23 protein-coding genes are annotated in these 24,834 nt (G+C 68.4%); 19 read left to right on the top strand and 4 right to left on the bottom strand.

What is annotated here, in order from left to right:
- Nucleotides 1-44: 44 nt before the first annotated feature.
- Entirely contained in the window at nt 45-419 is a 375-nt protein-coding gene (locus tag E5206_RS19670; RefSeq protein ID WP_240689794.1) for a DUF937 domain-containing protein, read from the bottom strand.
- 235 nt (nt 420-654) lie between these two features.
- Here E5206_RS19670 and E5206_RS16360 point away from each other — a divergent pair, with 235 nt between their 5' ends.
- The 7 genes from E5206_RS16360 (at nt 655) to E5206_RS16330 (ending at nt 8,781) form a co-directional block, all read left to right on the top strand.
- Nucleotides 655-1,638, top strand: a complete 984-nt coding sequence (locus E5206_RS16360; RefSeq protein WP_136324184.1) for a bifunctional riboflavin kinase/FAD synthetase — start codon at nt 655-657, stop codon at nt 1,636-1,638.
- A gap of 52 nt (nt 1,639-1,690) precedes the next feature.
- A complete protein-coding gene (gene kynA, locus E5206_RS16355; RefSeq protein ID WP_136323412.1) occupies nt 1,691-2,545 on the top strand; it encodes a tryptophan 2,3-dioxygenase in 855 nt (284 codons plus the stop codon).
- Complete coding sequence (locus E5206_RS16350) at nt 2,542-3,816, top strand: aminotransferase class V-fold PLP-dependent enzyme (protein WP_136323411.1); 1,275 nt, start codon at nt 2,542-2,544, stop codon at nt 3,814-3,816. The genes kynA and E5206_RS16350 overlap by 4 nt, the downstream gene beginning before the upstream one ends.
- Nucleotides 3,817-3,958: 142 nt before the next feature.
- A complete protein-coding gene (gene rpsO / locus E5206_RS16345) occupies nt 3,959-4,228 on the top strand; it encodes a 30S ribosomal protein S15 (RefSeq protein ID WP_136323410.1) in 270 nt (89 codons plus the stop codon).
- A gap of 249 nt (nt 4,229-4,477) precedes the next feature.
- A complete protein-coding gene (locus E5206_RS16340) occupies nt 4,478-6,718 on the top strand; it encodes a polyribonucleotide nucleotidyltransferase (RefSeq protein WP_136323409.1) in 2,241 nt (746 codons plus the stop codon).
- A 120-nt stretch (nt 6,719-6,838) separates the two neighbouring features.
- The gene (locus tag E5206_RS16335; RefSeq protein WP_136323408.1) at nt 6,839-8,182 is read left to right on the top strand and encodes a pitrilysin family protein; all 1,344 of its coding nucleotides are present in this window, start codon (nt 6,839-6,841) and stop codon (nt 8,180-8,182) included.
- Nucleotides 8,183-8,310: 128 nt separating this feature from the next.
- On the top strand, nt 8,311-8,781 hold the full coding sequence (locus E5206_RS16330) for a DUF1579 family protein (protein WP_136323407.1): 471 nt from the start codon (nt 8,311-8,313) through the stop codon (nt 8,779-8,781).
- Between the two features lie 18 nt (nt 8,782-8,799).
- Here the strand turns inward: E5206_RS16330 and E5206_RS16325 are convergent, their stop codons facing one another.
- Both E5206_RS16325 and moaA read right to left on the bottom strand, forming a co-directional pair.
- Complete coding sequence (locus E5206_RS16325; protein WP_136323406.1) at nt 8,800-9,066, bottom strand: MoaD/ThiS family protein; 267 nt, start codon at nt 9,064-9,066, stop codon at nt 8,800-8,802.
- A 7-nt stretch (nt 9,067-9,073) separates the two neighbouring features.
- Nucleotides 9,074-10,204 carry a GTP 3',8-cyclase MoaA gene (gene moaA / locus E5206_RS16320; RefSeq protein ID WP_205759951.1) on the bottom strand — a complete coding sequence of 377 codons (1,131 nt, stop codon included), beginning with the start codon at nt 10,202-10,204 and terminating at the stop codon, nt 9,074-9,076.
- A gap of 139 nt (nt 10,205-10,343) precedes the next feature.
- Between moaA and E5206_RS16315 the strand changes: the two genes are divergently transcribed.
- From E5206_RS16315 to E5206_RS16285, 7 genes are all read left to right on the top strand, one after another.
- Nucleotides 10,344-12,041: a molybdopterin-dependent oxidoreductase gene (locus E5206_RS16315; RefSeq protein ID WP_136323405.1), complete on the top strand. Its 1,698-nt coding sequence runs from the start codon at nt 10,344-10,346 to the stop codon at nt 12,039-12,041.
- A gap of 45 nt (nt 12,042-12,086) precedes the next feature.
- Nucleotides 12,087-13,310 carry a gephyrin-like molybdotransferase Glp gene (gene glp, locus E5206_RS16310; protein ID WP_136323404.1) on the top strand — a complete coding sequence of 408 codons (1,224 nt, stop codon included), beginning with the start codon at nt 12,087-12,089 and terminating at the stop codon, nt 13,308-13,310.
- A complete protein-coding gene (gene moaC / locus E5206_RS16305) occupies nt 13,298-13,792 on the top strand; it encodes a cyclic pyranopterin monophosphate synthase MoaC (RefSeq protein ID WP_136323403.1) in 495 nt (164 codons plus the stop codon). Before glp ends, moaC begins: the two co-directional genes overlap by 13 nt.
- On the top strand, nt 13,789-14,301 hold the full coding sequence (locus tag E5206_RS16300) for a MogA/MoaB family molybdenum cofactor biosynthesis protein (protein WP_136323402.1): 513 nt from the start codon (nt 13,789-13,791) through the stop codon (nt 14,299-14,301). Before moaC ends, E5206_RS16300 begins: the two co-directional genes overlap by 4 nt.
- A complete protein-coding gene (locus E5206_RS16295) occupies nt 14,291-14,812 on the top strand; it encodes a molybdenum cofactor biosynthesis protein MoaE (protein WP_136323401.1) in 522 nt (173 codons plus the stop codon). Before E5206_RS16300 ends, E5206_RS16295 begins: the two co-directional genes overlap by 11 nt.
- Nucleotides 14,813-14,956: 144 nt before the next feature.
- A complete protein-coding gene (gene dapB, locus E5206_RS16290; RefSeq protein WP_136323400.1) occupies nt 14,957-15,715 on the top strand; it encodes a 4-hydroxy-tetrahydrodipicolinate reductase in 759 nt (252 codons plus the stop codon).
- A 5-nt stretch (nt 15,716-15,720) separates the two neighbouring features.
- Nucleotides 15,721-16,203 (top strand): hypothetical protein, encoded by a 483-nt coding sequence (locus E5206_RS16285; protein ID WP_136323399.1) that lies wholly within the window; start codon nt 15,721-15,723, stop codon nt 16,201-16,203.
- A gap of 24 nt (nt 16,204-16,227) precedes the next feature.
- Here E5206_RS16285 and E5206_RS16280 read toward each other — a convergent pair whose 3' ends face one another.
- Nucleotides 16,228-17,508, bottom strand: coding sequence for a heparan-alpha-glucosaminide N-acetyltransferase domain-containing protein (locus E5206_RS16280; protein WP_136323398.1), 1,281 nt, complete (start codon nt 17,506-17,508; stop codon nt 16,228-16,230).
- A 337-nt stretch (nt 17,509-17,845) separates the two neighbouring features.
- Between E5206_RS16280 and E5206_RS16275 the strand changes: the two genes are divergently transcribed.
- From E5206_RS16275 to E5206_RS16255, 5 genes are all read left to right on the top strand, one after another.
- Nucleotides 17,846-18,130 carry a hypothetical protein gene (locus E5206_RS16275; RefSeq protein WP_136324182.1) on the top strand — a complete coding sequence of 95 codons (285 nt, stop codon included), beginning with the start codon at nt 17,846-17,848 and terminating at the stop codon, nt 18,128-18,130.
- A 74-nt stretch (nt 18,131-18,204) separates the two neighbouring features.
- Nucleotides 18,205-18,963: a carbon-nitrogen hydrolase family protein gene (locus E5206_RS16270; protein ID WP_136323397.1), complete on the top strand. Its 759-nt coding sequence runs from the start codon at nt 18,205-18,207 to the stop codon at nt 18,961-18,963.
- 78 nt (nt 18,964-19,041) lie between these two features.
- Nucleotides 19,042-19,950, top strand: a complete 909-nt coding sequence (gene dapA, locus E5206_RS16265) for a 4-hydroxy-tetrahydrodipicolinate synthase (RefSeq protein WP_136323396.1) — start codon at nt 19,042-19,044, stop codon at nt 19,948-19,950.
- A 60-nt stretch (nt 19,951-20,010) separates the two neighbouring features.
- The gene (locus tag E5206_RS16260) at nt 20,011-21,702 is read left to right on the top strand and encodes a ribonuclease J (RefSeq protein WP_136323395.1); all 1,692 of its coding nucleotides are present in this window, start codon (nt 20,011-20,013) and stop codon (nt 21,700-21,702) included.
- A 196-nt stretch (nt 21,703-21,898) separates the two neighbouring features.
- Nucleotides 21,899-24,829, top strand: a complete 2,931-nt coding sequence (locus E5206_RS16255) for a DNA translocase FtsK (RefSeq protein ID WP_136323394.1) — start codon at nt 21,899-21,901, stop codon at nt 24,827-24,829.
- The last annotated feature ends 5 nt before the right edge of the window (nt 24,830-24,834 follow it).

Here is a 24,834-nt window from a genome sequence, read left to right as displayed (position 1 = left end):
CTGGCCGCCGCGACCGCCGAAAACTTTGCCCGCAAGATAGGACATCACGAGCGGTGCCAGGATCGGCAGGAGCTTCTTGACCAGATCCCCGCCCGCGCCGCCCAACTGGGGGTTCCGGCAAGCTGGCTGGCTACCTGGTCCTGCTGTCCGCCAAAGACGTGGCTGACGATCCTTTCGCCGTCCGCGGTATCCACCTGCGAGACGTCCACGCCGCCGTCGATCAGTCCGTGCTGATGCTGGCTCAGCGCGGATTCCAGCGCCGCCGCGCCGTCGGGAGCCTGGGCGTTGTTGTGCATGCCGGCCAGAAGCGTGGGCACGGCGGCTTCCACTGCGGACCTGGCCGTCCCTTCGTCGGCGCCGAGCAGCCCCGCAATCTGGTCGATCGGGATCTGCCCAAGAATGTCGTGGAGCTCAGTCATGGCGTACTCCTTCAGCCGCACGTGGACCGCGGCGTCGTTGGAAACGGAGCCCGCACGGGCGTCGCCGAACTGCGGCCCTTGATTCATAGTCCCGGCGCGCCGCACGCGGAAGGACGCACCAGGCAGCCCGGCCTGACCGTCCTGGACCGGCACCGAATGCGGGTAATCTTAGAGGGTTCCGGAGCCGGCACTGTCTCCGGAAGAGTTCATGGCAGGCAGTAAAAAGGCGAGGTTCATGGTCCACATCTGGAACGATCCGTCCGAAGTCCCGGCGGACTTCGGTCCTTCCGTTGTCACGTTCGGCAACTTCGACGGCGTGCATCGCGGCCACCAACAGGTGCTCTCGCAGCTGATCCGCACCGCGCGCCTGAACCATGCGCGTGCCGTTGCCATCACCTTCGACCCCCATCCGGCGCTGGTGCACCGGCCCGAATCGGCCCCTGAACTGATCATGGGGCTGGAGGACAAGCTGGTGGCCCTCGGCGAGCTGGGCCTCGACGCCGTGCTGGTGTTGAAGTATTCCCTCGAGCTGGCCAGCCTCACCGCGGAAGAATTCGTCGCCACCATCCTGGTCGGCAGCCTCAAGGCCAGCCATGTGGTGATCGGCCACGATGCCCGCTTCGGCCGCGGCAACTCCGGCGACCTGGCCACCATGCAGGAACTGGGCAGGAAGCTCGGGTTCGAGGTGCTGGTCATCAGCGAATTCGGTTCCGAGGGCTTCCCCCTCCACGACGACGGCGGCGCGGACCGCCGCTGTTCCTCCACCTGGGTGCGCGAGGCCTTGCAATCGGGCGACGTCGCCACCGCCGCCGCCGTCCTGGGACGCCCGCACCGGATGCGCGGCGAAGTCGTGCACGGCGCCGCGCGCGGCCGGGACCTGGGCTTCCCCACGGCCAACCTCGCTTCCACGGCGAGCGGCTACATCCCCGCCGACGGCATCTACGCCGGCTGGCTCGTGGACCAGGCCGGCACCCGGTGGCCTGCCGCGATCTCCGTGGGATCCAACCCCACGTTCGACGGCGTCAGCCGGCAGGTCGAGGCGCACGTGATCGACCGTCCGGACGAAGAAGTCGGCGACTTCGATCTGTACGGCCAGACAGTAGTGGTGGAATTCGTCGCCAGGCTGCGGGGCATGGTCGCGTACCGTGGGCCTGATGCGTTGGTGGAACAGATGCGGCTGGACGTGGTCCAGGCGCACGGGCTCCTGTTCGCGCACTGACCCGCGGCGGTCCGCGGGTGGATCCAGGCCCTGAGCTGCGGAAGGCAAAACTGTGAGCATTGAGAAGAACACGAGGGAGCTGGACCGGGACATTGTCCGCGACTTCAGCACCCGGATGAGCTACGCGTCGTACCTGCAGCTGCCCACGCTGCTCAGTGCCCAGCAGCCGGTCAGCACGCCCGAGCACCACGACGAGATGCTCTTCATCATCCAGCACCAGACCACGGAGCTGTGGCTGAAGCTGGTCCTGCACGAGCTGCGCAGTGCCGCCGGCTGGTTGCGCACCGATGACCTTGGCTCGGCCCTGAAGGCGATCGCCCGGGTCAAGCACATCCAGAAGACGCTGACCGAGCAGTGGTCCGTGCTGGCCACGCTGACCCCCACCGAGTATTCGCAGTTCCGCAGTTTCCTCGGTAACTCCTCCGGCTTCCAGTCCAGCCAGTACCGCGCGGTCGAGTTCCTGCTCGGTAACAAGAACTCCAAGATGCTGCCGGTGTTCGAGTCCGACCCCGAAGCCCACGCGCTGCTGCAGGAGCTCCTCGAGGCACCGAGCATCTACGACGACTTCCTTGCCTACCTCAAACGGCAGGGCTTCGACATTCCTGCGTCGGTGCTGGACCGGGACGTCAGCCGGGCCCACGAGTTCTGCCCGGAGCTTGTGCCGGTGTTCAAGTACATCTATGAGCACGCTGCCGAACACTGGGGCGCCTACGAGGCCTGCGAGGAACTCGTGGACCTGGAGGACAACTTCCAGCTCTGGCGCTTCCGGCACCTGCGCACGGTCCAGCGCACCATCGGCATGAAGGCGGGAACCGGAGGTTCCAGCGGCGCCGCGTTCCTGCAGAAAGCCCTTGAGCTGACCTTCTTCCCCGAGCTCTTTGCCGTCCGGACGGAGATCGGCCAGTGAGCGCCACGGAAAACCCCGACGCCCTGTGGCGGCGTGCCCTGGAACTGGACGCCGCGGATCCGCTGGCCGCGTACCGGGAGCACTTCATCGGCACGGACACCGAGCTGTCCTATCTTGACGGGAACTCCCTGGGCCGTCCGCTGAAGCGGACCGTCACGGACATCAGCGGCTTCATCCAGGACAGCTGGGGCGGCCGGCTGATCCGCGGCTGGGACGAGGAATGGCTGGAACTTCCGCAGGCCATCGGCGAGCAGCTGGGCCGTGTGGTCCTCGGTGCCGCCCCGGGCCAGACCATCATCGCGGACTCCACCACTGTGGTGCTGTACAAGCTGATCCGCGCCGCCCTGGCCGCCGTCACGGATCCGGCCCGGACCGAAATCGTCCTGGACACGGACAATTTCCCCACCGACCGCTACCTCGTCGAGGGCATCGCCCGCGAAGAGGGCCTCACGCTGCGCTGGATCGACGCCGATCCCGCCTCGGGCGTGAGCGTTGACCAGGTGCGGGCCGCCACCGGCCCGGCCACTGCCGTCGTGCTCCTCAGCCAGATCGCCTACCGCTCCGGGTTCCTTGCGAACCTGCCGGGAATCACCGCCGCGGTGCACGACGCCGGCGCGCTCGTCGTGTGGGACCTGTGCCATTCCGCCGGGTCGGTGGAGATCGGACTGGACGCCGCCGGCGCAGACTTCGCCGCCGGCTGCACCTACAAATACCTCAACGGGGGACCGGGCTCGCCCGCGTTCGCTTACGTCAACGCCCGTCACCTGCCCGGCCTGCGCCAGCCGATCTGGGGCTGGATGGGCCGGAAGGATGCCTTCGAGATGGCGGCCGGCTATGAGGCCGCTCCCGGCATCCGGGGTTTCCTCAGCGGCACCCCGGCCATCTTCGGCATGCTCGCCATGCGCGGCACCCTGGACCTGCTCGAGGAAGCGGGGATGGCCGCCGTCCGGGCGAAATCCCGGCTGCTGACCGCATTCGCCGTCGGGCTCCACGACGCCTGGCTCGCGCCGGCGGGCGTTGGACTGTCCACGCCGCGGGATCCGGAACTGCGCGGCAGCCACATCACAGTGGACCACCCGGCGTTCCTGGACATGACCGCGGCACTGTGGGAGCAGGATGTCATTCCGGATTTCCGGGCTCCGCAGGGGATCAGGATCGGGTTGTCACCGCTGAGCACTTCCTTCGCCGAGCTGTACCGCGGCGTGGCCGCGATCCGCGATCGGCTGGAGAGCGGCGGTTTCGACAAGATCGGGAACGTGCCAGTAAACTAAACGTTGGATCCGGCTGCAGTCCGTGGCGGCTGGTTCTTGCTGTGTTTCGGAGGCCTTTTCCCCTGGGGGAGGCGCTCCGCTACCGGTACCCCCGGCAGTGAAGTACTGTTTCGGGCCTCACGGCACATCTCTAGGAGTTATCGTGGCACTTGAAGCCGCTGTAAAGCAGTCCATCATCAAGGATTTCGCAACGTCCGAGGGCGACACCGGTTCACCGGAGGTCCAGGTTGCAGTCCTGACTCAGCGGATCAAGGATCTCACTGAGCACATGAAGGAGCACAAGCACGATTACCACACCCAGCGCGGTCTGCTGGCCATGGTTGGTCGTCGCAAGCGTATGCTCACCTACCTCAAGAACACTGACATCACCCGCTACCGTGCGCTCATCGAGCGCCTCGGCCTGCGCCGCTAGTCAGCTTTAAGGGGGCGGCCCCTTCCGTGACGGAAAGGGCCGCCTTCTTCAAATAAAACTCAACAGGAGGATCAACCGCATCACGCATTCGCGGTCCTCGGTAGTGACCCCCGGGAACGGCAATCAAGGAAATGTTGCCCCGCCCGTGGGTCTCGATCGATGACCGGGTGCAGTGCAGGCCAGTAGACAGATGCTGGACTGGGTTGATGCGGCTGGGCTCCGTGAACCATGAAACGGAGGTGACTCTCTATGGAGGGTCCCGAAATCCAGTTCTCAGAAGCAGTCATTGACAATGGCCGCTTCGGCAAGCGTGTAATCCGCTTTGAAACCGGCCGCCTTGCCAAGCAGGCAGCCGGCGCAGCGATGGTCTACATCGATGAAGAGACCGCACTGCTGTCCGCAACCACCGCCGGCAAGCACCCGCGTGAAGGTTTCGACTTCTTCCCGCTGACCGTCGACGTCGAAGAGCGTATGTACGCTGCGGGCCGCATCCCGGGCTCGTTCTTCCGCCGTGAAGGCCGCCCGTCCACCGAAGCGATCCTGGCCTGCCGCCTGATGGACCGCCCGCTGCGTCCGGCCTTCGTCAAGGGCCTGCGCAACGAGGTCCAGATCGTCGTCACCGTGCTGTCCATCAACCCGGACGAGCTCTACGACGTGGTCGCGATCAACGCGTCCTCGATGTCAACCCAGCTCTCCGGCCTGCCCTTCTCCGGCCCGATCGGCGGCGTCCGCGTTGCCCTCGTTGCCGACGAGCAGGGTTCGCAGTGGGTTGCGTTCCCGAAGTACTCGCAGCTGGAGAACGCCGTCTTCAACATGGTCGTTGCCGGCCGGGTTGCAGGAGACGACGTCGCCATCATGATGGTTGAAGCCGAAGCCACCGACAACTCCTGGAACCTCATCAAGGAACAGGGCGCCACCGCCCCGACCGAAGAGGTTGTCTCCGAGGGCCTCGAGGCTGCCAAGCCGTTCATCAAGGCCCTGTGCGAGGCCCAGGCCGATCTGGCAGCCCGCGCCGCCAAGCCGACCGTGGAGTTCCCGATCTTCCTGGACTACCAGGACGACGTCTTCGCCGCCGTCGAGGCCGCCGGCGCCGAGAAGCTGGCTGCCGTCTTCCAGATCGCCGACAAGCAGGAACGCGACACCGCTTCCGACGAGCTCAAGGACGAGGTCACGAGCTCGCTGGCCGGCCAGTTCGAAGGCCGCGAGAAGGAACTGTCCGCGGCATTCCGCTCGGTCACCAAGCAGGTTGTGCGCCAGCGCATCCTCAAGGACCAGATCCGCATCGACGGCCGTGGCCTGACGGACATCCGCCAGCTCACCGCCGAGGTTGAGGTCCTGCCCCGCGTCCACGGCTCGGCCATCTTCGAACGCGGCGAGACCCAGATCCTGGGTGTCACCACGCTGAACATGCTCAAGATGGAACAGCAGATCGACTCGCTGTCTCCCGTGACGCGCAAGCGGTACATGCACAACTACAACTTCCCGCCGTACTCCACCGGCGAGACCGGCCGCGTCGGTTCCCCGAAACGCCGCGAAATCGGCCATGGCGCCCTCGCAGAGCGCGCCATCATGCCGGTGCTGCCGTCCCGCGAGGAATTCCCGTACGCCATCCGCCAGGTGTCTGAGGCGCTCAGCTCCAACGGTTCGACGTCGATGGGTTCCGTCTGTGCCTCCACGCTGTCCCTGCTCAACGCAGGTGTGCCGCTGAAGGCTCCCGTCGCCGGTATCGCCATGGGCCTGGTCTCCGACCAGGTTGACGGCCAGACCCGCTACGCCGCCCTGACCGACATCCTCGGCGCCGAAGATGCCTTCGGTGACATGGACTTCAAGGTCGCCGGTACCTCCGAGTTCGTCACGGCCATCCAGCTGGACACCAAGCTCGACGGCATCCCGGCCTCCGTCCTGGCAGCCGCCCTGAAGCAGGCCCGCGAAGCCCGCCTGCACATCCTGGACGTCCTGAACTCCGCGATCGACACCCCGGACGAGCTCTCCGAGTTCGCGCCGCGCGTCATCGCGGTCAAGATCCCGGTTGACAAGATCGGCGAGGTCATTGGGCCGAAGGGCAAGATGATCAACCAGATCCAGGAAGACACCGGCGCCGACATCTCGATCGAGGACGACGGCACGGTCTACATCGGCGCCACGAACGGCCCGTCTGCCGACGCGGCACGGTCCGCGATCAACGCCATCGCCAACCCGCAGATCCCGGAAATCGGCGAGCGCTACCTGGGCACGGTCGTCAAGACCACGACCTTCGGCGCCTTCGTTTCCCTGACTCCGGGCAAGGACGGCCTGCTGCACATCTCCGAGCTGCGCAAGATCGCCGGCGGCAAGCGCGTTGACAACGTCGAGGACGTCGTCTCCGTGGGCCAGAAGATCCAGGTGGAAATCACCAAGATCGATGACCGCGGCAAGCTCTCGCTGTCTCCCGTTGTGGCTGACGAGGAAGGCGCAAACGCCGCTGAGGTCTCCGAGGAGCCCGCAGAGTAGTTGGCACTGTAGTTCGCAGAACAGCCAGTGACGGCGGGGCCGGTGGATCATCCACCGGCCCCGCCGCCGTTAAAGGTAGGATTGCACGCAGATTTGGCACGTATTTACTGAAAGGCCTTGATGACTGTCGTCCCCCTGCCGCTTGAGCAGAACCAGCACGCTGACACCCTGATCCACGGAGCCGACGGCGGTTCCGAGGTGCGCCGCTCGGTCCTGCCCGGCGGCGTCCGGGTGCTGACCGAAGCCATGCCCGGCCAGCGTTCGGCAACCATCGGTTTCTGGGTCGGCGTGGGCTCCCGGGACGAGGCACCCGGGCAGCACGGCTCCACCCACTTCCTCGAACACCTCCTGTTCAAGGGCACCCGGCGCCGCACCGCCCTTGAGATCGCCTCGGCCTTCGACGAGGTCGGCGGGGAATCGAACGCGGCCACGGCGAAGGAAAGCACCTGCTACTTTGCCCGCGTGCTGGACAGCGACCTGCCCATGGCGATCGATGTCATCGCGGACATGATCACCGGCGCCGTCCTTGACCCGCAGGAGATGGAGCAGGAACGCGACGTCATCCTTGAGGAGATCGCCATGGACAGCGACGACCCGACCGACGTCGCGCACGAGAACTTCGTCGCCGCCGTGCTCGGGACCCACCCCCTCGGCCGCCCGATCGGCGGCACCCCTGACGCCATCCGCGCCGTCGCACGCGACTCGGTCTGGGACCATTACCGGCGCTACTACCGGCCCGACGAGCTCGTCATCACCGCCGCCGGGGGACTGGACCACGACGTCGTCTGCGGCCTCGTGGTGGACGCCCTCCACGCCGCGGGCTGGAACCTTGAGCCGGCGGCCACCCCGGTGCAGCGCCGCCCTACCGACCGCGCCGAAATCACCGGCACCGCGGGCCTGCATGTGGTCAAGCGTCCGGTCGAGCAGGCCAACATCATCATGGGCTGCCCCTCGCTCGTCGCCACCGATGACCGCCGCTTCGTGATGAGCGTGCTCAACGCGGTGCTCGGCGGAGGCATGTCATCCCGGCTCTTCCAGGAGGTGCGGGAGAAGCGCGGCCTTGTCTACTCGACCTACTCCTTCGCTTCCTCCTACGCGGACGCGGGCTACTTCGGGATGTACGCCGGCTGCACGCCGTCGAAGGTCCGGCAGGTCGTCGAGCTGCTCGGCGCGGAACTGGACAAGCTGGCGGAGGGCGGCATTTCCGAGGAGGAGCTCCGCAAGTCCGTGGGGCAGCTCTGCGGCGGGATCGTGCTGGCCCTCGAGGACACCGGATCCCGGATGTCCCGGCTGGGCCGCGCCGAGCTGGTCTCCGGCGAATACCAGGACATCGACGAGACGCTGCGCCTGATCAAGGCCGTCACCGCCGCCGAGGTCCAGGAACTTGCCCGCGAGCTTGCCGCTGCGCCACGGACCATCACCGTCGTCGGCCCCTTCGACGAAAACGAGACCTTCGGGCTCTGAACTGCGGCGATGCCTCCGGACCGAGGCATCGCCCGTGCGGCACCGGCACCGCCGGACGCTGGACAGGGCGGCGGTGGCGCGTGATGATGGGGGGCGGGGTCACTCGGGAGGACCCCTGGAAGGAAAACATGGACCGGCTGCTGCCAGGCAGTGCACACGAGGCGCTTGAGGCGTTCCTCGGGCATTGGACAGGAACCACAAAGTGGGAGGCCACGGCCTGGGGGCCGGCGCGGACTGCGGCCGTCGAACTGACGTTTGCCCGTGCGGCCGCCGGCCTCGCGGTCACCCAGGCGTACCGGCATACCGAGGCCGACGGCACCCGCTCCGAGGGCCACGGTGTCTTCACCATGGACCCGGACCGCCCGGACACCCTCTGGTACCACGTCAACAGCATGGGGCTGCCTCCGGAGGCGCCCGCGCGCGCCAGCTGGCAGGAGGGCACCCTCACCATGGAGCGGCGCAGCGACCGCGGCACCGCGCGGCACACCTTCCGGGTGGACGACGGCGTGCTGACGCACAGCGCTGGGCTCCGGCTGGGCAAGGCGAGTGAGTTCACCCCGTTCATGACCTCGGTCTGCCGGCGGGTGCCCGAAGCCTAGCCGTATTACCCCCGGAGCTTAGCCGCCGGCGAAGGGCGGCAGCACGTCGACGACGTCGTCCGGCTTCAACACCGCTGTCTGGCCGCGCACCGCGACCTCGTTGAGCAGGAAGCTGGAGCGGGACAGGATGCGGGCCAGCGGTGGTGTCCCGGCCGGCGGCTCCGGGCGTTCGACGGCGAGGATCGCCTCCAGCAGCGAGGCCATCGTGGCGCCGTCGGCCAGGTCGAAGTGTTCCTCGTCCAGGCCTGCGGCAGCGCGCGCGGCAGCGAAGTAGCGTACGTTCACGGGAAAATCAGCCTCCGATGGCGCTCATGCTGCGGTCCGGCTGGATGAAGTCCGGGGCGTCCAGGCCCACGTGGTCCATGCCGTGGGCCTTGGGCTTGATCCACATGGCGTCCTGCCAGCGTTCGGCGAGCTGGTCATCGCTGGCGCCCTCGCGCAGCAGCCCGAGCAGGTCGACCTCCTCGCGGGAGAACAGGCAGCTCATGATCTTGCCTTCCGCCGTGATCCGGGTGCGGCGGCAGTCGGAGCAGAAGGGCTCGGTGACCGAGGCGATGATCCCCACGGTTCCGAGCACGGGGCCGGCAGCCTCTTCAGTACCGGGCACCCGGGCGCGGACCTCAAAGCGTTCCGCCGGGGCTCCGTCGCGGTCCCGCGGATCGGCGCTGAGCACATAGTCGGCGGAGAGCAGTTCCCGGATCTCCGCCGCGGTGATCATGTTCCGGCGGGTCCAGCCGTGATCGGCATCGAGGGGCATCTGCTCGATGAAGCGAAGCTCGTAGCCGCGGTCCAGCGCCCAGGCCAGGAGGGCCGGCGACTCGGCGTCATTGATCCCGCGCATCAGCACAGCGTTCAGCTTCACGGGACCCAGTCCGGCGGCCCAGGCGGCGTCCACTCCGGCCAGCACCCTGTCCAGGAAGGGCCGCCGCGTCAGCTTGGCGAATGTTTCCTCATGCAGCGAATCCAGCGAGACGTTGATCCGCGAGAGTCCGGCGGCCTTGAGGCCGGCGGCCTTCTTGTCCAGGCCGACGCCGTTGGTGGTCATCGAAATGGGCAGCCCGGGATGGGCCTGGCGCAGGGCGGCGATGATGTCCAGCAGATCGGCCCGGACCAGCGGTTCGCCGCCGGTCAGCCGCAGTTCCCGCACACCCAGCAGGTCCACGCCGATCCGCACGATCCTGACGATTTCCGCTGCCGACATAACCGCCTGCTTGGACAGCCATTCCAGTCCTTCGGCCGGCATGCAGTAGGTGCAGCGCAGATTGCATTTGTCCGTGAGCGAGAGCCGCATGTCCGTGGCGCGGCGTCCGTAGCGGTCCACCAGCCCGGCCGGCATGGCGGCCGGGCGCCCGGGAACGCCGGAGATGCCCGTTCCAGGGCTGCCGGCCCCGCGGTGTTGGGGCATGCCGAGCTGAACTGTCATGAAATCAGGCTACGCCACCCAGGGGCAAGCATCACGTCCGTCCCGTCACGGATCTGGCGGATGCCGTGCGGATTTGCCCCGTACCCGTCGCGGGGCCCGGCACCGTGCCGTGAAGGCGCCGCGAACCTATGCTGGAAGCGTGAACACGATCCAGACCGCGCCGGCAGCCGCGCCCACCGGAAACCCACATCCCTCGCGGTGGGCGGCGGCAGCCGGGGTGGTGGCCGTCGGCACCGGCGTGGCGCTCGGCGAACTCGCGGCCGGGCTCGTGAGCCCCTCGCTGTCACCCGTGACAGCCGTCGGGGGCGCCGTGATCGACGCGGTCCCGCCCGGCGTCAAGGAATGGGCGATCTCTCTCTTCGGCACCTCCGACAAGGTGGCCCTGCTGGGCAGCATGGCGCTGGTCATCGCCGCGCTGGCGGCCCTGTCCGGGGTCGTCGAACGGCGCCGCCGCTTCGCCGGGGTTGCCATCATTGCGGTCTTCGGGGTGGTGGGCCTCGCGGCTGTGCTGGGCCGGGCCGAACTGACCGCGAACGCGATCCCGGTCCCGCTGCTCGTCGCCGTAGTCGGCATGGTGCTGCTGCGCTGGCTGATCCGTCGGCTGGAGGAGTGGCGGCCGGTGGCGGGCCCGCACGACGCCGGTGCAGCCGTACGGCGGCAGACGGACGCGTCGGGGCCCGTGCCGGTCCCCGTGACGGGCTCAATCCATGGCCCTGTCCCTGGTCCCGCCCCCCGGCCCGTCCCTGGCCCGGTCCAGGCCCCGGGGGAGCCCGCCCGGCGCCGCTTCCTGCAGGTGCTCGGCGGGACGGCCACCGTCGCTGTCCTCGGCGGATTGCTCGCCTCCACGCTAAGGGGAGCCGCCGCCGTCGTCAGCGAGGTGCGCAGCAAACTGGCGCTCCCGGCCGCAGCCTCGCCGGCGCCCCCGATTCCGGCGGGCGCGGAGATCAAGCTGGACGGCCTCGGTCCGCTCGTGACGCCCAACAAGGACTTCTACCGGATCGACACGGCGCTGCGCGTCCCGCTGGTCGATCCGGAGCAGTGGACGCTGAAGGTGACCGGGCTGGTGGAACGCGAGATCGAACTGGATTTCGCCACCCTGCTGGCCAAACCCCTGACGGAACGGCATGTGACCATCGCCTGCGTCTCCAATGAGGTGGGCGGGGACCTGATCGGCAATGCCCGCTGGCTCGGCTGGGCGGTCCGCGAGCTGCTGGCCCTGGCCGGCCCCAAGCCGGGGGCGGACATGGTGCTCTCCCGCAGCGCGGACGGCTGGACCGCGGGCACCCCGTTGGAGGCCCTCACGGACAGCCGGGACGCGCTGCTGGCCGTGGGCATGAACGGGGAACCGCTCCCGCTGGAGCACGGATTTCCGGTCCGGCTGATTGTCCCGGGGCTCTACGGCTACGTCTCGGCGACCAAATGGGTCACCGAGCTGAAGCTGACCCGCTTCGCGGACGACGCCGGCTACTGGACACCCCGGGGCTGGTCCGAGCGCGGACCCATCAAGACGTCCTCCCGTATCGATGTGCCCCGGGACGGGCGCAGCGTGGGCGCCGGGACGGTGACGTTCGGCGGGGTCGCCTGGGCGCAGCACACGGGCATCGGCAAAGTGGAGCTCCGGGTCAACCGCGGGCCCTGGCAGCCGGCCCAGCTGGCGCCCGGAATCTCCCAGGACACCTGGTACCAGTGGAAGCTGGCGCTGCCGCTGACCCCGGGCCAACACGAGGTCCAGGTCCGCGCCACGGACCTCGCCGGCGTCCCGCAGGTGGAGGACCAGGCCCCCGTCGCGCCCAGCGGGGCCACCGGGTACCACACGGTTAGAGTTAGCGTGAAGTAGCCGGGCCGCCCCGAATCATCCCGCCGAGCCAAAGGTCACCACCACATGCACCGCACCCAGACACGGCACGTCACCGTGGAAGAGCACCGCGAGAAGGTCCGCGCGCTGCTGGCCCCGCTCCGCACCCCGGACCGGGTCGAGCGCGTACCGCTCCTGGTTGCCCTGGGCCGCGGGCTTGCCGCCAACGTCCTGGCCCCGCTGGACCTGCCACCGTTCGCCAACTCCCAGATGGACGGCTTCGCCATCCGCACCGCGGACGTGCCTGACGGCGGCGCGGAGCTGCGCGTCGTCGCGCCCGTCCCCGCGGGTGCCGCCCCGGCGGAACTGGCCCCCGGAACGGCCGCCCCGATCATGACCGGCGCCATGATGCCGCCGGGAGCAGACGCCGTCGTACCGATTGAACAGGCCGTCCCCGACACCTTCCCAGCGCCAGGGGCACCGGCCACCGTCCGGCTGCCAGCCGCCGCGGCGGGAAGCTTTGTCCGTGACGCCGGCAGCGACATCCGTGCGGGCGAGTTGGCGCTCGCCGCCGGAACATTCCTGGGCCCGGGGCAGCTGGGACTGCTGGCCGCCCTGGGATACACCGAGGTACCGGTCCACCCGGCGTTGAGGATTCTCCTGGTCACGACCGGCGACGAGGTCGTTGAACCGGGCAGCCCGCTGGGGCCCGGCAGGATCTACGACTCCAACGGCACCTTGCTGGAGGCCTCGATGCGGCAGGCCGGTCTGAAAGTCACGAGGACCGGCATCTCCACCGACCGGCCGGAGGAGCTCGCCGTACTGCTGCGCCGGGACGCCCCGGCCGTGGACCTGATCGTCACCACCGGCGGCGTCAGCAAGGGCGCCTATGAGGTGGTCCGGCAGGCGATGGACGGGCACGACGTTGAGTTCCAGCCTGTCGCGATGCAGCCGGGCGGCCCGCAGGGGATCGGCAGCTTCGACGGCGTTCCCGTGCTGGGCTTCCCCGGGAACCCGGTCAGCTGCCTCGTGTCCTTCGAGATGTTCCTCCGCCCCGTGCTCTCGGAGCTCTTCGGCTCGCCAGCGCCACGGACTGTCGTCCGGGCGCGGCTCGCGGAACCGCTGAGCTCCCCGCAGAACAAGCACCAGATCAGGCGCGGCACGCTGGGCCCGGACGGCACCGTCCGGCTCGAAGGCGGCGCCGGATCGCATCTGGTCCATGCACTGGCACACTCCAACGCCCTCATCCAGGTCCCCGAGGGAACAGCGGCGCTCGCCGCGGGGGCGGAGGTGGAAGTATGGATGTTGTGAACGAAGCAGAGAATAAACACGGCTTTACCCACCTGCGCCAGGATGGCACGGCCCAGATGGTGGATGTGTCCAACAAGGCGGAGTCGACGCGCGAGGCCACGGCCACGGCGACAGTCCGGAGCACCGTCGAGGTCCTGGGCCTGCTGGGGGCCGGGGACCTGCCCAAGGGTGATGCCCTGGCCGTCGCCCGCGTGGCCGGAATCATGGCCGCCAAGAAGACCGCGGATCTCATCCCGCTGTGCCATCCGCTGCCGATCGCCAAGGTCACCATCGACTTCGAACTCGACACCGATTCGATCACCGTCTTCGCCACGGTCAAGACCCGCGGCGTCACCGGGGTCGAAATGGAAGCGCTGACCGCGGCCTCGGTGGCGGCGCTGAGCATGTACGACATGATCAAGGCCGTGGACAAGCACGCGGTCCTGACCGACATCAAGGTGCTCGCCAAAAGCGGCGGCAAGAGCGGGGACTGGACCCTATGAGCATGCCCGAACCCCACCGCCACGGCGAAGCCACGGGCCGGAAGGCTGGCGTCGTCATCGCCTCGACCCGCGCCGCGGCCGGGATATACGAGGACCTCACCGGTCCCGTCATCATCGACTGGCTCACCGAACACGGTTTCGAGGCGTTTCCCGCCCTCGTTGTGCCGGACGGGGCGCCGGTCGGTGCCGCGCTCCGCGCGCTCCTGACCCAGCAGCCGGCCGTCATCATCACCAGCGGCGGCACCGGCCTCAGCCCCACCGACGCCACCCCCGAGGAGACCCTTCCCCTGCTGGATCGGGAAATTCCGGGCATCATGGAGGGAATCCGGCGGGCCGGGATGGCCAAGACGCCGCTGGCCATGCTGAGCCGGGGCCATGCGGGCGCGGCCGGCCAGACGTTCATCGTCAACCTCCCGGGATCCCCGAAAGGCGTCATGGACGGCCTGAGCGTGCTGGACCCCGTCCTCGGACACCTCTGCGACCAACTGGAAGGCAGCCATGGGCATTGAATCAGCGTTTGAAGTGGTGCATGCGGTGCTCAGCGCCGAGCCCATCTCGGTGGACCAGGCTATCGCCGCGGTCGGGTCGGATACCGCCGGGGCAGTGGTGAGCTTCAGCGGCATCGTCCGGAACCACGACGGCGGCAAGCAGGTTTCCCGGCTCAGTTACACCGCACACCCGACGGCACACCAGGTCATGGCCGAAGTCGTTGCCGGGCTCGTGGCGGAGCACTCCGTCCCGGCCGGCGACCGGGGACCCGAGGGCAGCGCCGGCGGTGCCGCCCCCGCCGGCAGCGTCGGGGAACAGCAGCGGCAGCCGGTGCGGATCTGGGCAGCCCACCGGATCGGCATGCTGGAGGTCGGGGACCCCGCCTTGGTCTGCGCCGTCTCGGCGGCGCACCGCGGCCAGGCCTTTGAGGTCTGCTCGGAACTGGTGGACCGGATCAAGGCCCAGGTGCCGATCTGGAAGGAACAGTTCTTCACCGACGGCAGCGTCGAATGGGTCGGCGCCGGCGGCTGAACGGTCCGGCCGGATGTTCCGGCCGGACCTGTCGGCCCGGGCAAGGAGGACCGGCCGGCTCCGGGAGGCAGCAGCCCCGGCGCGGGGCTGTCACGCTGGCCGCCGGTTCGAGGCGGCACCGGCCCCGGCAGTAGGGTTGATGCCATGACCGAACAACTTGCAGTCGCCGTGTTGGGCGCGAACGGGCGCATGGGCGCCGAGGCGGTGAAGGCTGTCGAAGCCGCCGCGGACCTGAAGCTCGTGGCGGTCCTGGGCCGGAACGATCCGCTGGACACGCTGCTCTCTTCGGGCGCCCGGGTAGTGGTGGACCTGACGGTCCCCGGAAGCACCGAGGCCAACGTCCGCTTCGCCGTCGAACACGGCCTCCACGCCGTCGTCGGCACCACCGGCTGGGACGCCGGGAAGCTGGCACGGCTGGCGGAACTCCTCGCCGGCCAGCCCGGCGTCGGCGTCCTGATCGCCCCCAACTTTGCCCTCGGCTCGGTGCTGGCCTCGGCCTTCGCAGCCAAGGCCTCCAAGTACTTCGAATCGGTCGAAATCATCGAGCTGCACCACCCGGAGAAGGTGGACGCCCCCTCGGGAACAGCCGTACGCACCGCGCAGCTGATCTCGGCCGAGCGTGCCGCCGCCGGGGTGGCCCCCAGCCCGGACGCCACGACCACAGAGCGTGCGGGCGCCCGCGGCTGCGACGTCGACGGCGTCCGCGTCCACAGCGTCCGCCTGCGCGGCCTTGTTGCGCACCAGGAAGTCCTCCTCGGCGGACCGGGGGAGCAGCTGACCCTCCGTCATGACTCCTTCGACCGCGCCTCCTTCATGCCCGGCGTGCTGCTGGGCGTCCGCAACGTCGCCGCGAACCCGGGCCTCACCGTGGGCCTGGACGGTTACCTGGACCTGGGACTCTGAGCGCCATGGCCAACGCGCTGACCGCCTTCAAAACCAACCGCACCAAGATCTGGGTCGGCGCCGTCACCCTGCTGCTGGTCTTCTACCTGGTGGTGTCCTTCGAGCGTTCGGTGCTGCTCATGTCCGACCCCAACCTTGTGGCGAAGGCGATCGGGGTCGGCTACCTTGTGCTGCCCTTCATCGGGGCCTGGGCCCTGGTCAAGGAGCTGTTGTTCGGCGCCCGCACGGAGCGGATGGCCAAGGTCCTCGAAGCCGAAGGCGGCCTGCCCGAGGACAATCTGCCGCGTACGCCCGCCGGCCGGATCATCCGCCAGGCCGCGGACCTGGAGTTCGAAAAGTACCGTGCCGAGGCGGAAGCAGCCCCGGAGGACTGGCGTTCCTGGTTCCGGCTCAGCTGCGCCTACGACGCCGCCGGCGACCGCAAGCGGGCCCGCGCCTCGATGCGCGACGCGGTCCGGCTGTTCCACGACAAGGCACCGCAAGCCTGACGCCGGGCGCTGCCGCCGGTTTGCTCAGCGCGTGCGGGCCGGCTGAAACCGCCCGAGCCGGTTCGCGGCGTGCGCCAGCCATTCCAGCGGCCCGCGCCATGCCAGCGCGGCGAATGCCCCGCCGACCACCACGGCGGCGGCGGCCTGCACCCAGTAGACCAGGTCCACCGTCCAGCCGGCCGGCAGCGGCTGCCCGCGCAGCGCTGCCATGACGCACAGATGGGCCGCATAGAGGCTCAGGGTCATGGCGCCCGCGCCGCGAAGCGGGAGCAGCAGGTCCAGCTCCACCCATTGGCCGAGCCTGCCCAGCAGCAGGCAGGCCCCGACGGCGGCCGCGGCGACGCCCGAGGTGTGGAGGAGGTCCAGCGCAGTGCCCGAATGCGGGGCGCTGGTGGCCAGCCACCACCATGATCCGGATTGTTCGACGCCGGCAAGGTTGACCTGCAGGAGGCTGCCAAGGGGGTAGGCCGGGTCCGCGAACCGTGCCTGCAGGGCTGCCAGGCCGCCCCAGTCCTCCATCATCACGATGCTGAACCACTTGGCGAGGACCGCGAGCACCGTCCCGCCGGCCAGCAGCAGGACCGGGACGGCCGCCGTCGTCAGTGCCAGCCGGCCAATCGCAAGGCCGATCAGCAGGTAGGCGATCCATTGGAACACGGGGTAGTAGCCGGTCAGGAAGAGGTCACCCAGCAAGGATGCCGGCCTGGAAAAATCATCCCAACCGGGATTGTGCCCCAACTGCAGGGGCGGTGTCACGGCCAGCAGCCAGGGCCGCAGCAGGAAGGCCAGGACCGGGCCGGCCAGCACCCAGCCGGCCGCGAGTCCCAGAAGGCGTTTCACGCCGAATCCGATGAACGGCAGGATGCAGAGGAAGAGCACCGCGTAGTGGACCAGGATGATGGCGATGTTGACCTCCAGCCCGCCCAGGGAGAGCCCGACGGCGCCCACCACCACGGCTCGGCAGGCGATGCCGCGGCGCGCTGCAGACAACGCGGAACCCTCGAGCGGCTGCTGCTTCCCGGTGGACAGCGCCAGCCCGACGCCGGCCAGCACCGCAAAAAGTGCCGAGGCCCGCCCTGAGAACACCAGCCCGGCCCAGGTGGGCGTAAGCTGCGCGTTGGATTCGAATGTGGGCAGCACATGCGTCGCCATCATGCCCAGCAGGGCCAGCCCGCGGGCGGCATCGATCCCGGCCAGCCGGGGACTGATTGCCCTGCCCTTGGCAGGTTTGCGCTTGGCAGCCTTGCCCCTGCCGGCGTTGCCCCTGGCGGTCCGGGAACTGGCAGCCATTCCGCGCGGGGTCATCGTCCGATCGTCTCATATCCGGCCATGCGGGAGGGCCGGGTCGGAGAGCGCAGGGCCCGGGAGCGCCGATTCTCCCCGACTTTGGACCCTCGATGCCCGGACATGCCGCGGGTTTCTTTCGCCACGCCGGGCGAACGCTCAGAGATGGGGAGAATCCGCGGCCGAAGGGGGTTTCCGCCCGGCTCTTGTATTCGAATATATGTTCTAATAACATGAGTCCATGGACAACGCATCAGAGCTGTCATTTCAGAAACATGGATATCAGAAACACGGATTTCAGAAACACGGATTTGAGAAAAACGCTTCCCCCCGCGGGGTGCCCGGCGTGCTGAAGGCGATGAGTCCGGGCGTGGTGGACTTCCTCTTCAGGCGGCTGGTTGCCGGGGAACCGGCCGCTGACCTCCAATGGCATCGGGAGGGTACGGCCCTCTCGGCGCAGACGCCCGGCGCGGAGCTTGCCCGCCGCCTGTCCGAGACCGACCTCGATGCCCTCACGCCCACCGAGCTGTTCCACTATGTGCGCGCCGCGCAACGGCTGGCCGCCTGGGCCGAAGGCCTGCGGGAGGAGGCCGTCGGCCGTTACTGCACGGAACCTTCAGGGGAGGATGCTCCGAGCGCCTGACCGTCGGTCAGGACGCATCCGGTGACGTGCCCGATGGTGTGCCGGCCCGGCCCCCGAGTGCCTAGGATGGCAGGGTGACCACCCCGCTGACGCTTTCCGCGATCCAGTACCAGGCCCTCGACGGCGGTCTGGCCGCCAACGTGCCGGAGCACATCCGGCTCATCGAGGATGCCGAATCCCATGGCGCCCGGCTCGTGATCTTTCCGGAACTGTCCCTCCTCGGCTATGAGTTGGACTTGCTGGCGGATCCCGGGCAGTGGGTGGGCGCAGCGGACAACGGGCTGGATGGCATCCGGGAGATCTGCCGGCGCACCGGAATCACCGCGGTCGTCGGGGCAGCCTTCAAGGAACCGGACGGCACGCCCCGGCTGGCCTCGCTCGCCGTCCATCCCACCGGCCGGCTGGAGGCCGGTTTCAAGGTGAGGCTGCACGGACCCGAGCAACGGCTCTTCAGCGCCGGGACGCACGCAACCGTCCTTGACCTCGACGGCTGGAAGATCGCGCTGGCAATCTGCTTCGACGCGGCCCACCCGGACCATGCCCGGGACACTGCGGCGGCCGGCGCGGACATCTACGCCGTCTCGGCCCTCTACGCCGCCGGGGAAGAACGCCGCCTGGCCCTGCATCTCGGGGCCCGCGCGATGGACAACCGGATGTTCACGGTGCTGGCCAACCTGGGCGGCAGCACGCCGTCAGGGCCGTCCTGCGGGCTGAGCGGCTTCTGGGGCCCGGACGGGCTGATCATCCGCCAGGCCGCCGGGACGGGGACCGAGGTGCTGACCGCAACGCTGCAGCACGGTGACCTTGACCGCTGCCGCACAGCCGCAAAGTGACGCCCGGACCGGGAGTTTGACGCGTATCACGCCGCCGCCATTGTCCTAACATGCCGCCGACAGGGTAACGTTTTTCATATGGCTGCATCTGACATTCGCTCTTACACGTTCGGAACCCTCGTGACCGCCATGGTCACGCCTTTCACCACCGACGGTGAGGTCGACTATAAGCAGTCCGCGGAGCTGGCCAGCAGGCTCGTGGATGACGGCAATGATGCCCTCGTCATTTCGGGCACCACGGGGGAGACCTCGACGCTGGAGGACGACGAAAAAGAGAAGCTGTTCCGCGTCATCGTCGAGGCTGTCGGGGACCGCGCCAAGGTCATTGCCGGGACCGGCACCAACCACACCTCGCACTCGATCGAGATGGCCAAGCGTGCCGCCAAAGCAGGCGCCCACGGTCAGCTGATCGTCACCCCCTACTACAACAAGCCAAGCCAGGCCGGCATCCAGGCCCACATCGAAGCCGTGGCTGACGCCGCCGACCTCCCCGTCATGGTCTATGACATCCCCGGACGTGCCTGCGTCCCCATCCTGCCCGAGACCATGATCCGGCTCGCGGACCACCCCCGGATCGTGGCGCTCAAGGACGCGAAGGCGGATTTCGCCGCGGTCACCCGGGTCCTCGCGAACACGGACCTCGATGTCTACTCCGGCGACGACGGCCTGACGCTGCCCTGGATGGCAGCCGGCGCCGTCGGCCTGGTCAGCGTCACCGCGCACGTGGCCACCCGCCAATTCCGCGCCATGATTGATGCCGCACTTGCAGGCGATTTTGCCACCGCCCGCACCATACATTTCGAACTGGACCCCGTGGTCCGTGCAGTGATGACCCATATCCAGGGTGCTGTAGCTGCCAAGCAGGTTCTTAAGTGGCAGGGAGTCCTGCCCAACTCGGTTGTCCGTTTGCCCCTCGTGGAGCCGGGCGAGGCCGAGATCGCAACCATCCGCGAGGATTTGGCGGAAGCCGGGTTGGCCTTTCCCTGATCAGGTGTTTTTCCTGATCGGCCAAGACCAGTCCAGTTCCCGCCTGGAAAGTAGTGCACTATGACCCAAACCGCCCTTCCCGGCCTTGTTACGCCGCCCAAACTCACCAAGGACACGCTGCGGATTGTGCCGCTCGGCGGCCTGGGGGAGATCGGCCGCAACATGACCGTCTTCGAAGTCGATGGCAAGCTGCTCATCGTCGACTGCGGTGTCCTCTTCCCTGAGGAGACCCAGCCCGGCGTCGACCTGATCCTGCCCGATTTCTCCTACATCGAGAACCGGCTGCAGGACATCGTCGCCGTCGTCCTGACGCACGGCCACGAGGACCACATCGGCGCCGTTCCCTACCTGCTGCGCCTGCGAGCCGACATCCCCCTGGTCGGTTCCCAGCTGACGCTTGCCCTCATCGAGGCGAAGCTGCAGGAACACCGGATCAAGCCGGTCATGCAGACGGTCACTGAAGGCGAAGTGGAGAAGTACGGCCCGTTCGAATGCGAGTTCGTGGCCGTCAACCACTCGATCCCCGACGCCCTCGCCGTGTTCATCCGCACGGCCGGCGGCACCGTGCTGCACACCGGTGACTTCAAGATGGACCAACTGCCCCTCGACGGCCGGATCACCGACCTCCGCCACTTCGCAAAGCTCGGCGAAGAAGGCGTTGACCTGTTCATGTCGGACTCCACAAACGCCGACGTGCCCGGATTCACCACCGCCGAGAAGGAAATCGGCCCCACCCTGGACCGGCTCTTCGGCCAGGCCTCCAAGCGTCTGATCGTGGCGTCGTTCTCGTCCCACGTGCACCGCGTCCAGCAGGTCCTCGACGCCGCCGCCAACCACAACCGCAAGGTTGCCTTCGTCGGCCGCTCCATGGTCCGCAACATGACGATCGCCGCGAAGCTGGGCTACCTCGACGTCCCGCCCGGCATCCTCGTGGACATCAAGAACATCGACAACCTTCCGGACAACCGCGTGGTGCTTATGTCCACCGGTTCCCAGGGCGAGCCCATGGCGGCCCTGTCCCGGATGGCCAACGGCGACCACCGCGTCGTCGTCGGCCAGGGCGATACCGTCATTCTCGCCTCAAGCCTGATCCCGGGTAACGAGAACGCCGTCTTCCGTATCATCAACGGTCTGCTGAAGCTCGGCGCGGATGTGATCCACAAGGGCAACGCCAAGGTCCACGTCTCCGGTCACGCTGCCGCCGGGGAACTGCTGTACTGCTACAACATCCTGGAGCCGCTCAACGCGATGCCGGTGCACGGCGAGACACGCCACCTGATCGCCAACGGCAAGATCGCCCTTGACTCCGGTGTCCCCGAGGAGAGCATCCTGCTGGCGGACAACGGCACCGTGATCGATCTTCGGGACCACCAGGCCGACATCGTCGGCCAGGTCGAGGTCGGCTTCGTGTATGTCGACGGATCCAGCGTCGGCGAAGTCACCGAAGCCGATCTGAAGGACCGTCAGACCCTCGGTGATGAAGGTTTCATCTCCATCATCACGGTCATCCACCGCGCCACCGGCAAGGTCGTTTCCGGGCCGGAAATCCACGCCCGCGGCGTGGCCGAGGACGATTCAGTGTTCGACGAAATCATCCCCAAGATCAACGCCGCGCTGGAGGAAGCCGTGCTGAACCGCACGGACCACACCACACACCAGCTGCAGCAGGTTGTCCGCCGCGTTGTCGGCACCTGGGTCAACCGCAAGCTGCGCCGCAAGCCCCTGATCATCCCGGTGGTCCTGGAGGCCTAGGCGCCCTCGCCCCACCCAACACCGACGCGGCCGTCCCGGCCTGCCCAGCTCCCCGGCTGCCGCAGGCGGGGAGGCCGCTTCTGCATGCCAGGCTGCCCGCCGCCGGAGTGGGGACGGGCACGGCTGATCCAACATGGCGCCCGGAAAGCCCCGGAAATCCGGGGTTTTAGGCCCCGGTTCGGGTACCGTGGCAGGTATGGCGACACGAACTTCCTCCGCGCCAAGAGGGAACTCAAGCGGCAAATCAGGCAGCACCACGGGCCGGAGCTCCGGCACGGCTGCATCAAAAACCAGCCGGTCGCAGGGGACCTCGGGAACCGCGCGCACCCGGCAGCTGGCGGCCGTGGAGCCGAAGCAGCCCTGGCTCGTCAGGGTCATGGCCGGCGCCTGGCTCGGCGTTGCCCACATCGTCGGCGCCGGGGTCCGCCGGATCGGCCAGGATGTCAGCGACCTCGCCCCCGAGGAGCGCCGCGACGGCGCCGCCTTGTTCAACCTCGCGCTCGGGGTCTTCATCGCTACTTTCGCCTGGTGGGGTTTCCAGGGCTGGCTCCCGGACCTGGTCTTCGGGATTGTCAACGGCACCTTCGGCTGGATGTCCCTGCTGCTGCCGCTCATGCTCTTTGTCTGTGCGTTCCGGCTGTTCCGCCAGCCCGTTGACGGACGCGGCAACAACCGGATCGGGATCGGCTTCCTGATCATGACCTTCGCCGGCTCCGGCCTGGCCCACATCATCGGCGGACAGCCGACCGTCGCCGACGGCTTCGACGGGCTGCGCCACGCGGGCGGCATGCTCGGCTACCTGGCCGCCGCGCCGCTGGCCGCGTTACACCCCGCGGTCCCGGTGGCCGTCTACAGCGTGCTGGCCTTCACCTCCCTGCTGATCGTCACGGCCACCCCCTTCGGTGCCATCCCCAGCCGTCTGCGGGACGCCTATGAGCACCTGATGGGCATCGACCTGCAGGATGAGGACGGCGACGGCGGCCGCCACGACCGCAGCTACCTGTACGGGAACGACGCCGCGGCCCCGGCGAAGAAGAAGCGCCGCCGGCTTTTCGGCAAGGACCACGGCGCCGACGCCCGCCTCGAAGGCTACGTCGGCGACGAAGCCTTCGAGCGCGCCCTGATCGAGGACGAGGACGAGCGGGCAGCCGAGGCGGCCAAGGGCGGCAAGGGCGCCAGGTCCGTGGCCCCCGGCGTCCGCCGGCCCACCCAGGCCGAGATCGCCGTCGAAAAGATCAAGGCGGCCCAGGGCCTTGGCACGGCCGGCAGCGTGTCCGGGTCAGCGGCCGGGAATGCCACCGAGGCCATCCCGCTCGTCACCCCCGGCATGGTGGCCGCGGGTTCCCTGAACCAGCCCTCCACTCCGGCCGTGGCCGCCGCCCAGGTCCCCTCCCGGCCGGTCACCCCGCCGCCGCTGCCCACCCCGATTCCACAGCGCACCGAACAGCTCTCCCTGGCCGGCGACGTCACCTACACCCTGCCGTCCTCGGATGTGCTGACGCCCGGGTCCATCCCGAAGGAGCGCACCGAGGCCAACGATGCGATTGTGGCCTCGCTGACCGAGACCCTGAACCAGTTCAACGTGGATGCCCAGGTCACGGGTTTCAGCCGCGGCCCCACCGTCACGCGCTACGAAATCGAACTCTCGCCGGGCACCAAGGTGGAACGCGTCACGGCCCTGTCCAAGAACATTTCCTACGCCGTCGCAAGCTCTGATGTGCGCATCCTGAGCCCGATCCCCGGCAGGTCCGCGATCGGTATCGAGATCCCCAACACGGACCGCGAGACCGTGTCGCTGGGTGACGTGCTGCGGAGCCAGAACGCCCGCCGCACGGAGCACCCCATGGTCATCGGTGTCGGCAAGGACGTCGAGGGCGGCTACGTCGTCGCCAACCTCGCCAAGATGCCGCACCTCCTGGTGGCCGGCGCGACCGGTGCTGGTAAATCTGCCTTCGTGAATGCCATGATCACCTCCATCCTGATGCGCGCCACCCCCGACGAGGTGCGCATGGTCATGGTGGACCCCAAACGCGTGGAACTCACCGCCTACGAAGGCGTCCCGCACCTCATCACGCCCATCATCACCAACCCGAAGAAGGCCGCCGAGGCCCTGCAATGGGTGGTCCGGGAAATGGACGCCCGGTACGACGACCTCGCCAACTATGGCTTCAAGCACATCGATGACTTCAACAAGGCCGTCCGGGCCGGCAAGGTGATCCCGCCCGAGGGTTCCAAGCGGGTCATCCGGCCGTACCCGTACCTGCTGGTGATCGTGGACGAACTCGCCGACCTCATGATGGTGGCCCCGCGCGACGTCGAGGATTCCATCGTCCGCATCACCCAGCTGGCCCGCGCCGCCGGCATCCACCTGGTCCTCGCCACCCAGCGGCCGTCGGTCGACGTCGTCACCGGCCTGATCAAGGCCAACGTGCCTTCCCGGATGGCGTTCGCGACGTCCTCGGTCACCGACTCCCGCGTGGTCCTGGACCAGCCGGGGGCCGAGAAGCTCATCGGCCAGGGCGACGCGCTCTTCCTGCCGATGGGCGCCTCGAAGGCGATGCGCGTGCAGGGCGCCTGGGTCACCGAGTCCGAGATCCACAAGGTGGTGGAGCACGTCAAGGGCCAACTCAAGGCCGTCTACCGTGACGACGTCGCCCCCGAGGCGCCGAAGAAGCAGATCGACGACGACATCGGCGACGATCTCGACGTCCTGCTGCAGGCCACGGAGCTGGTGGTCACCACCCAGTTCGGATCCACCTCGATGCTGCAGCGCAAGCTGCGGGTCGGTTTTGCCAAGGCCGGCCGGCTCATGGACCTGCTTGAGTCCAGGGGAGTGGTGGGCCCCTCCGAGGGGTCCAAGGCCCGCGACGTGCTGGTGAAGCCGGACGACCTGGCCGCGGTCCTGGCTGCCATGAACGGGCTGGAGGCGCCCGCCGTCGCCGATTCCCAGACCGCCGCGCTGAGCGAGAATGCGAACGCAAACATCGCCCAGGGCGGCTACGCAGAGGACCTCGTGGCCGCCGATCTGGACCGGCGGACGCAGAACACCGAGTATCACGACGGCGCCGACGGCGGCTCTGGGGACGAAGACGGCTCCGAGGACGCCTGGTCCCTCACCGGACGGTAGCCTGT

It is taken from the genome of Arthrobacter sp. PAMC25564 (genome assembly GCF_004798705.1).
GTDB lineage: Bacteria > Actinomycetota > Actinomycetes > Actinomycetales > Micrococcaceae > Arthrobacter.
The sequence above is the reverse complement of the archived record's forward strand: the minus strand, read 5'-3'. Positions and strand labels throughout refer to the sequence as shown.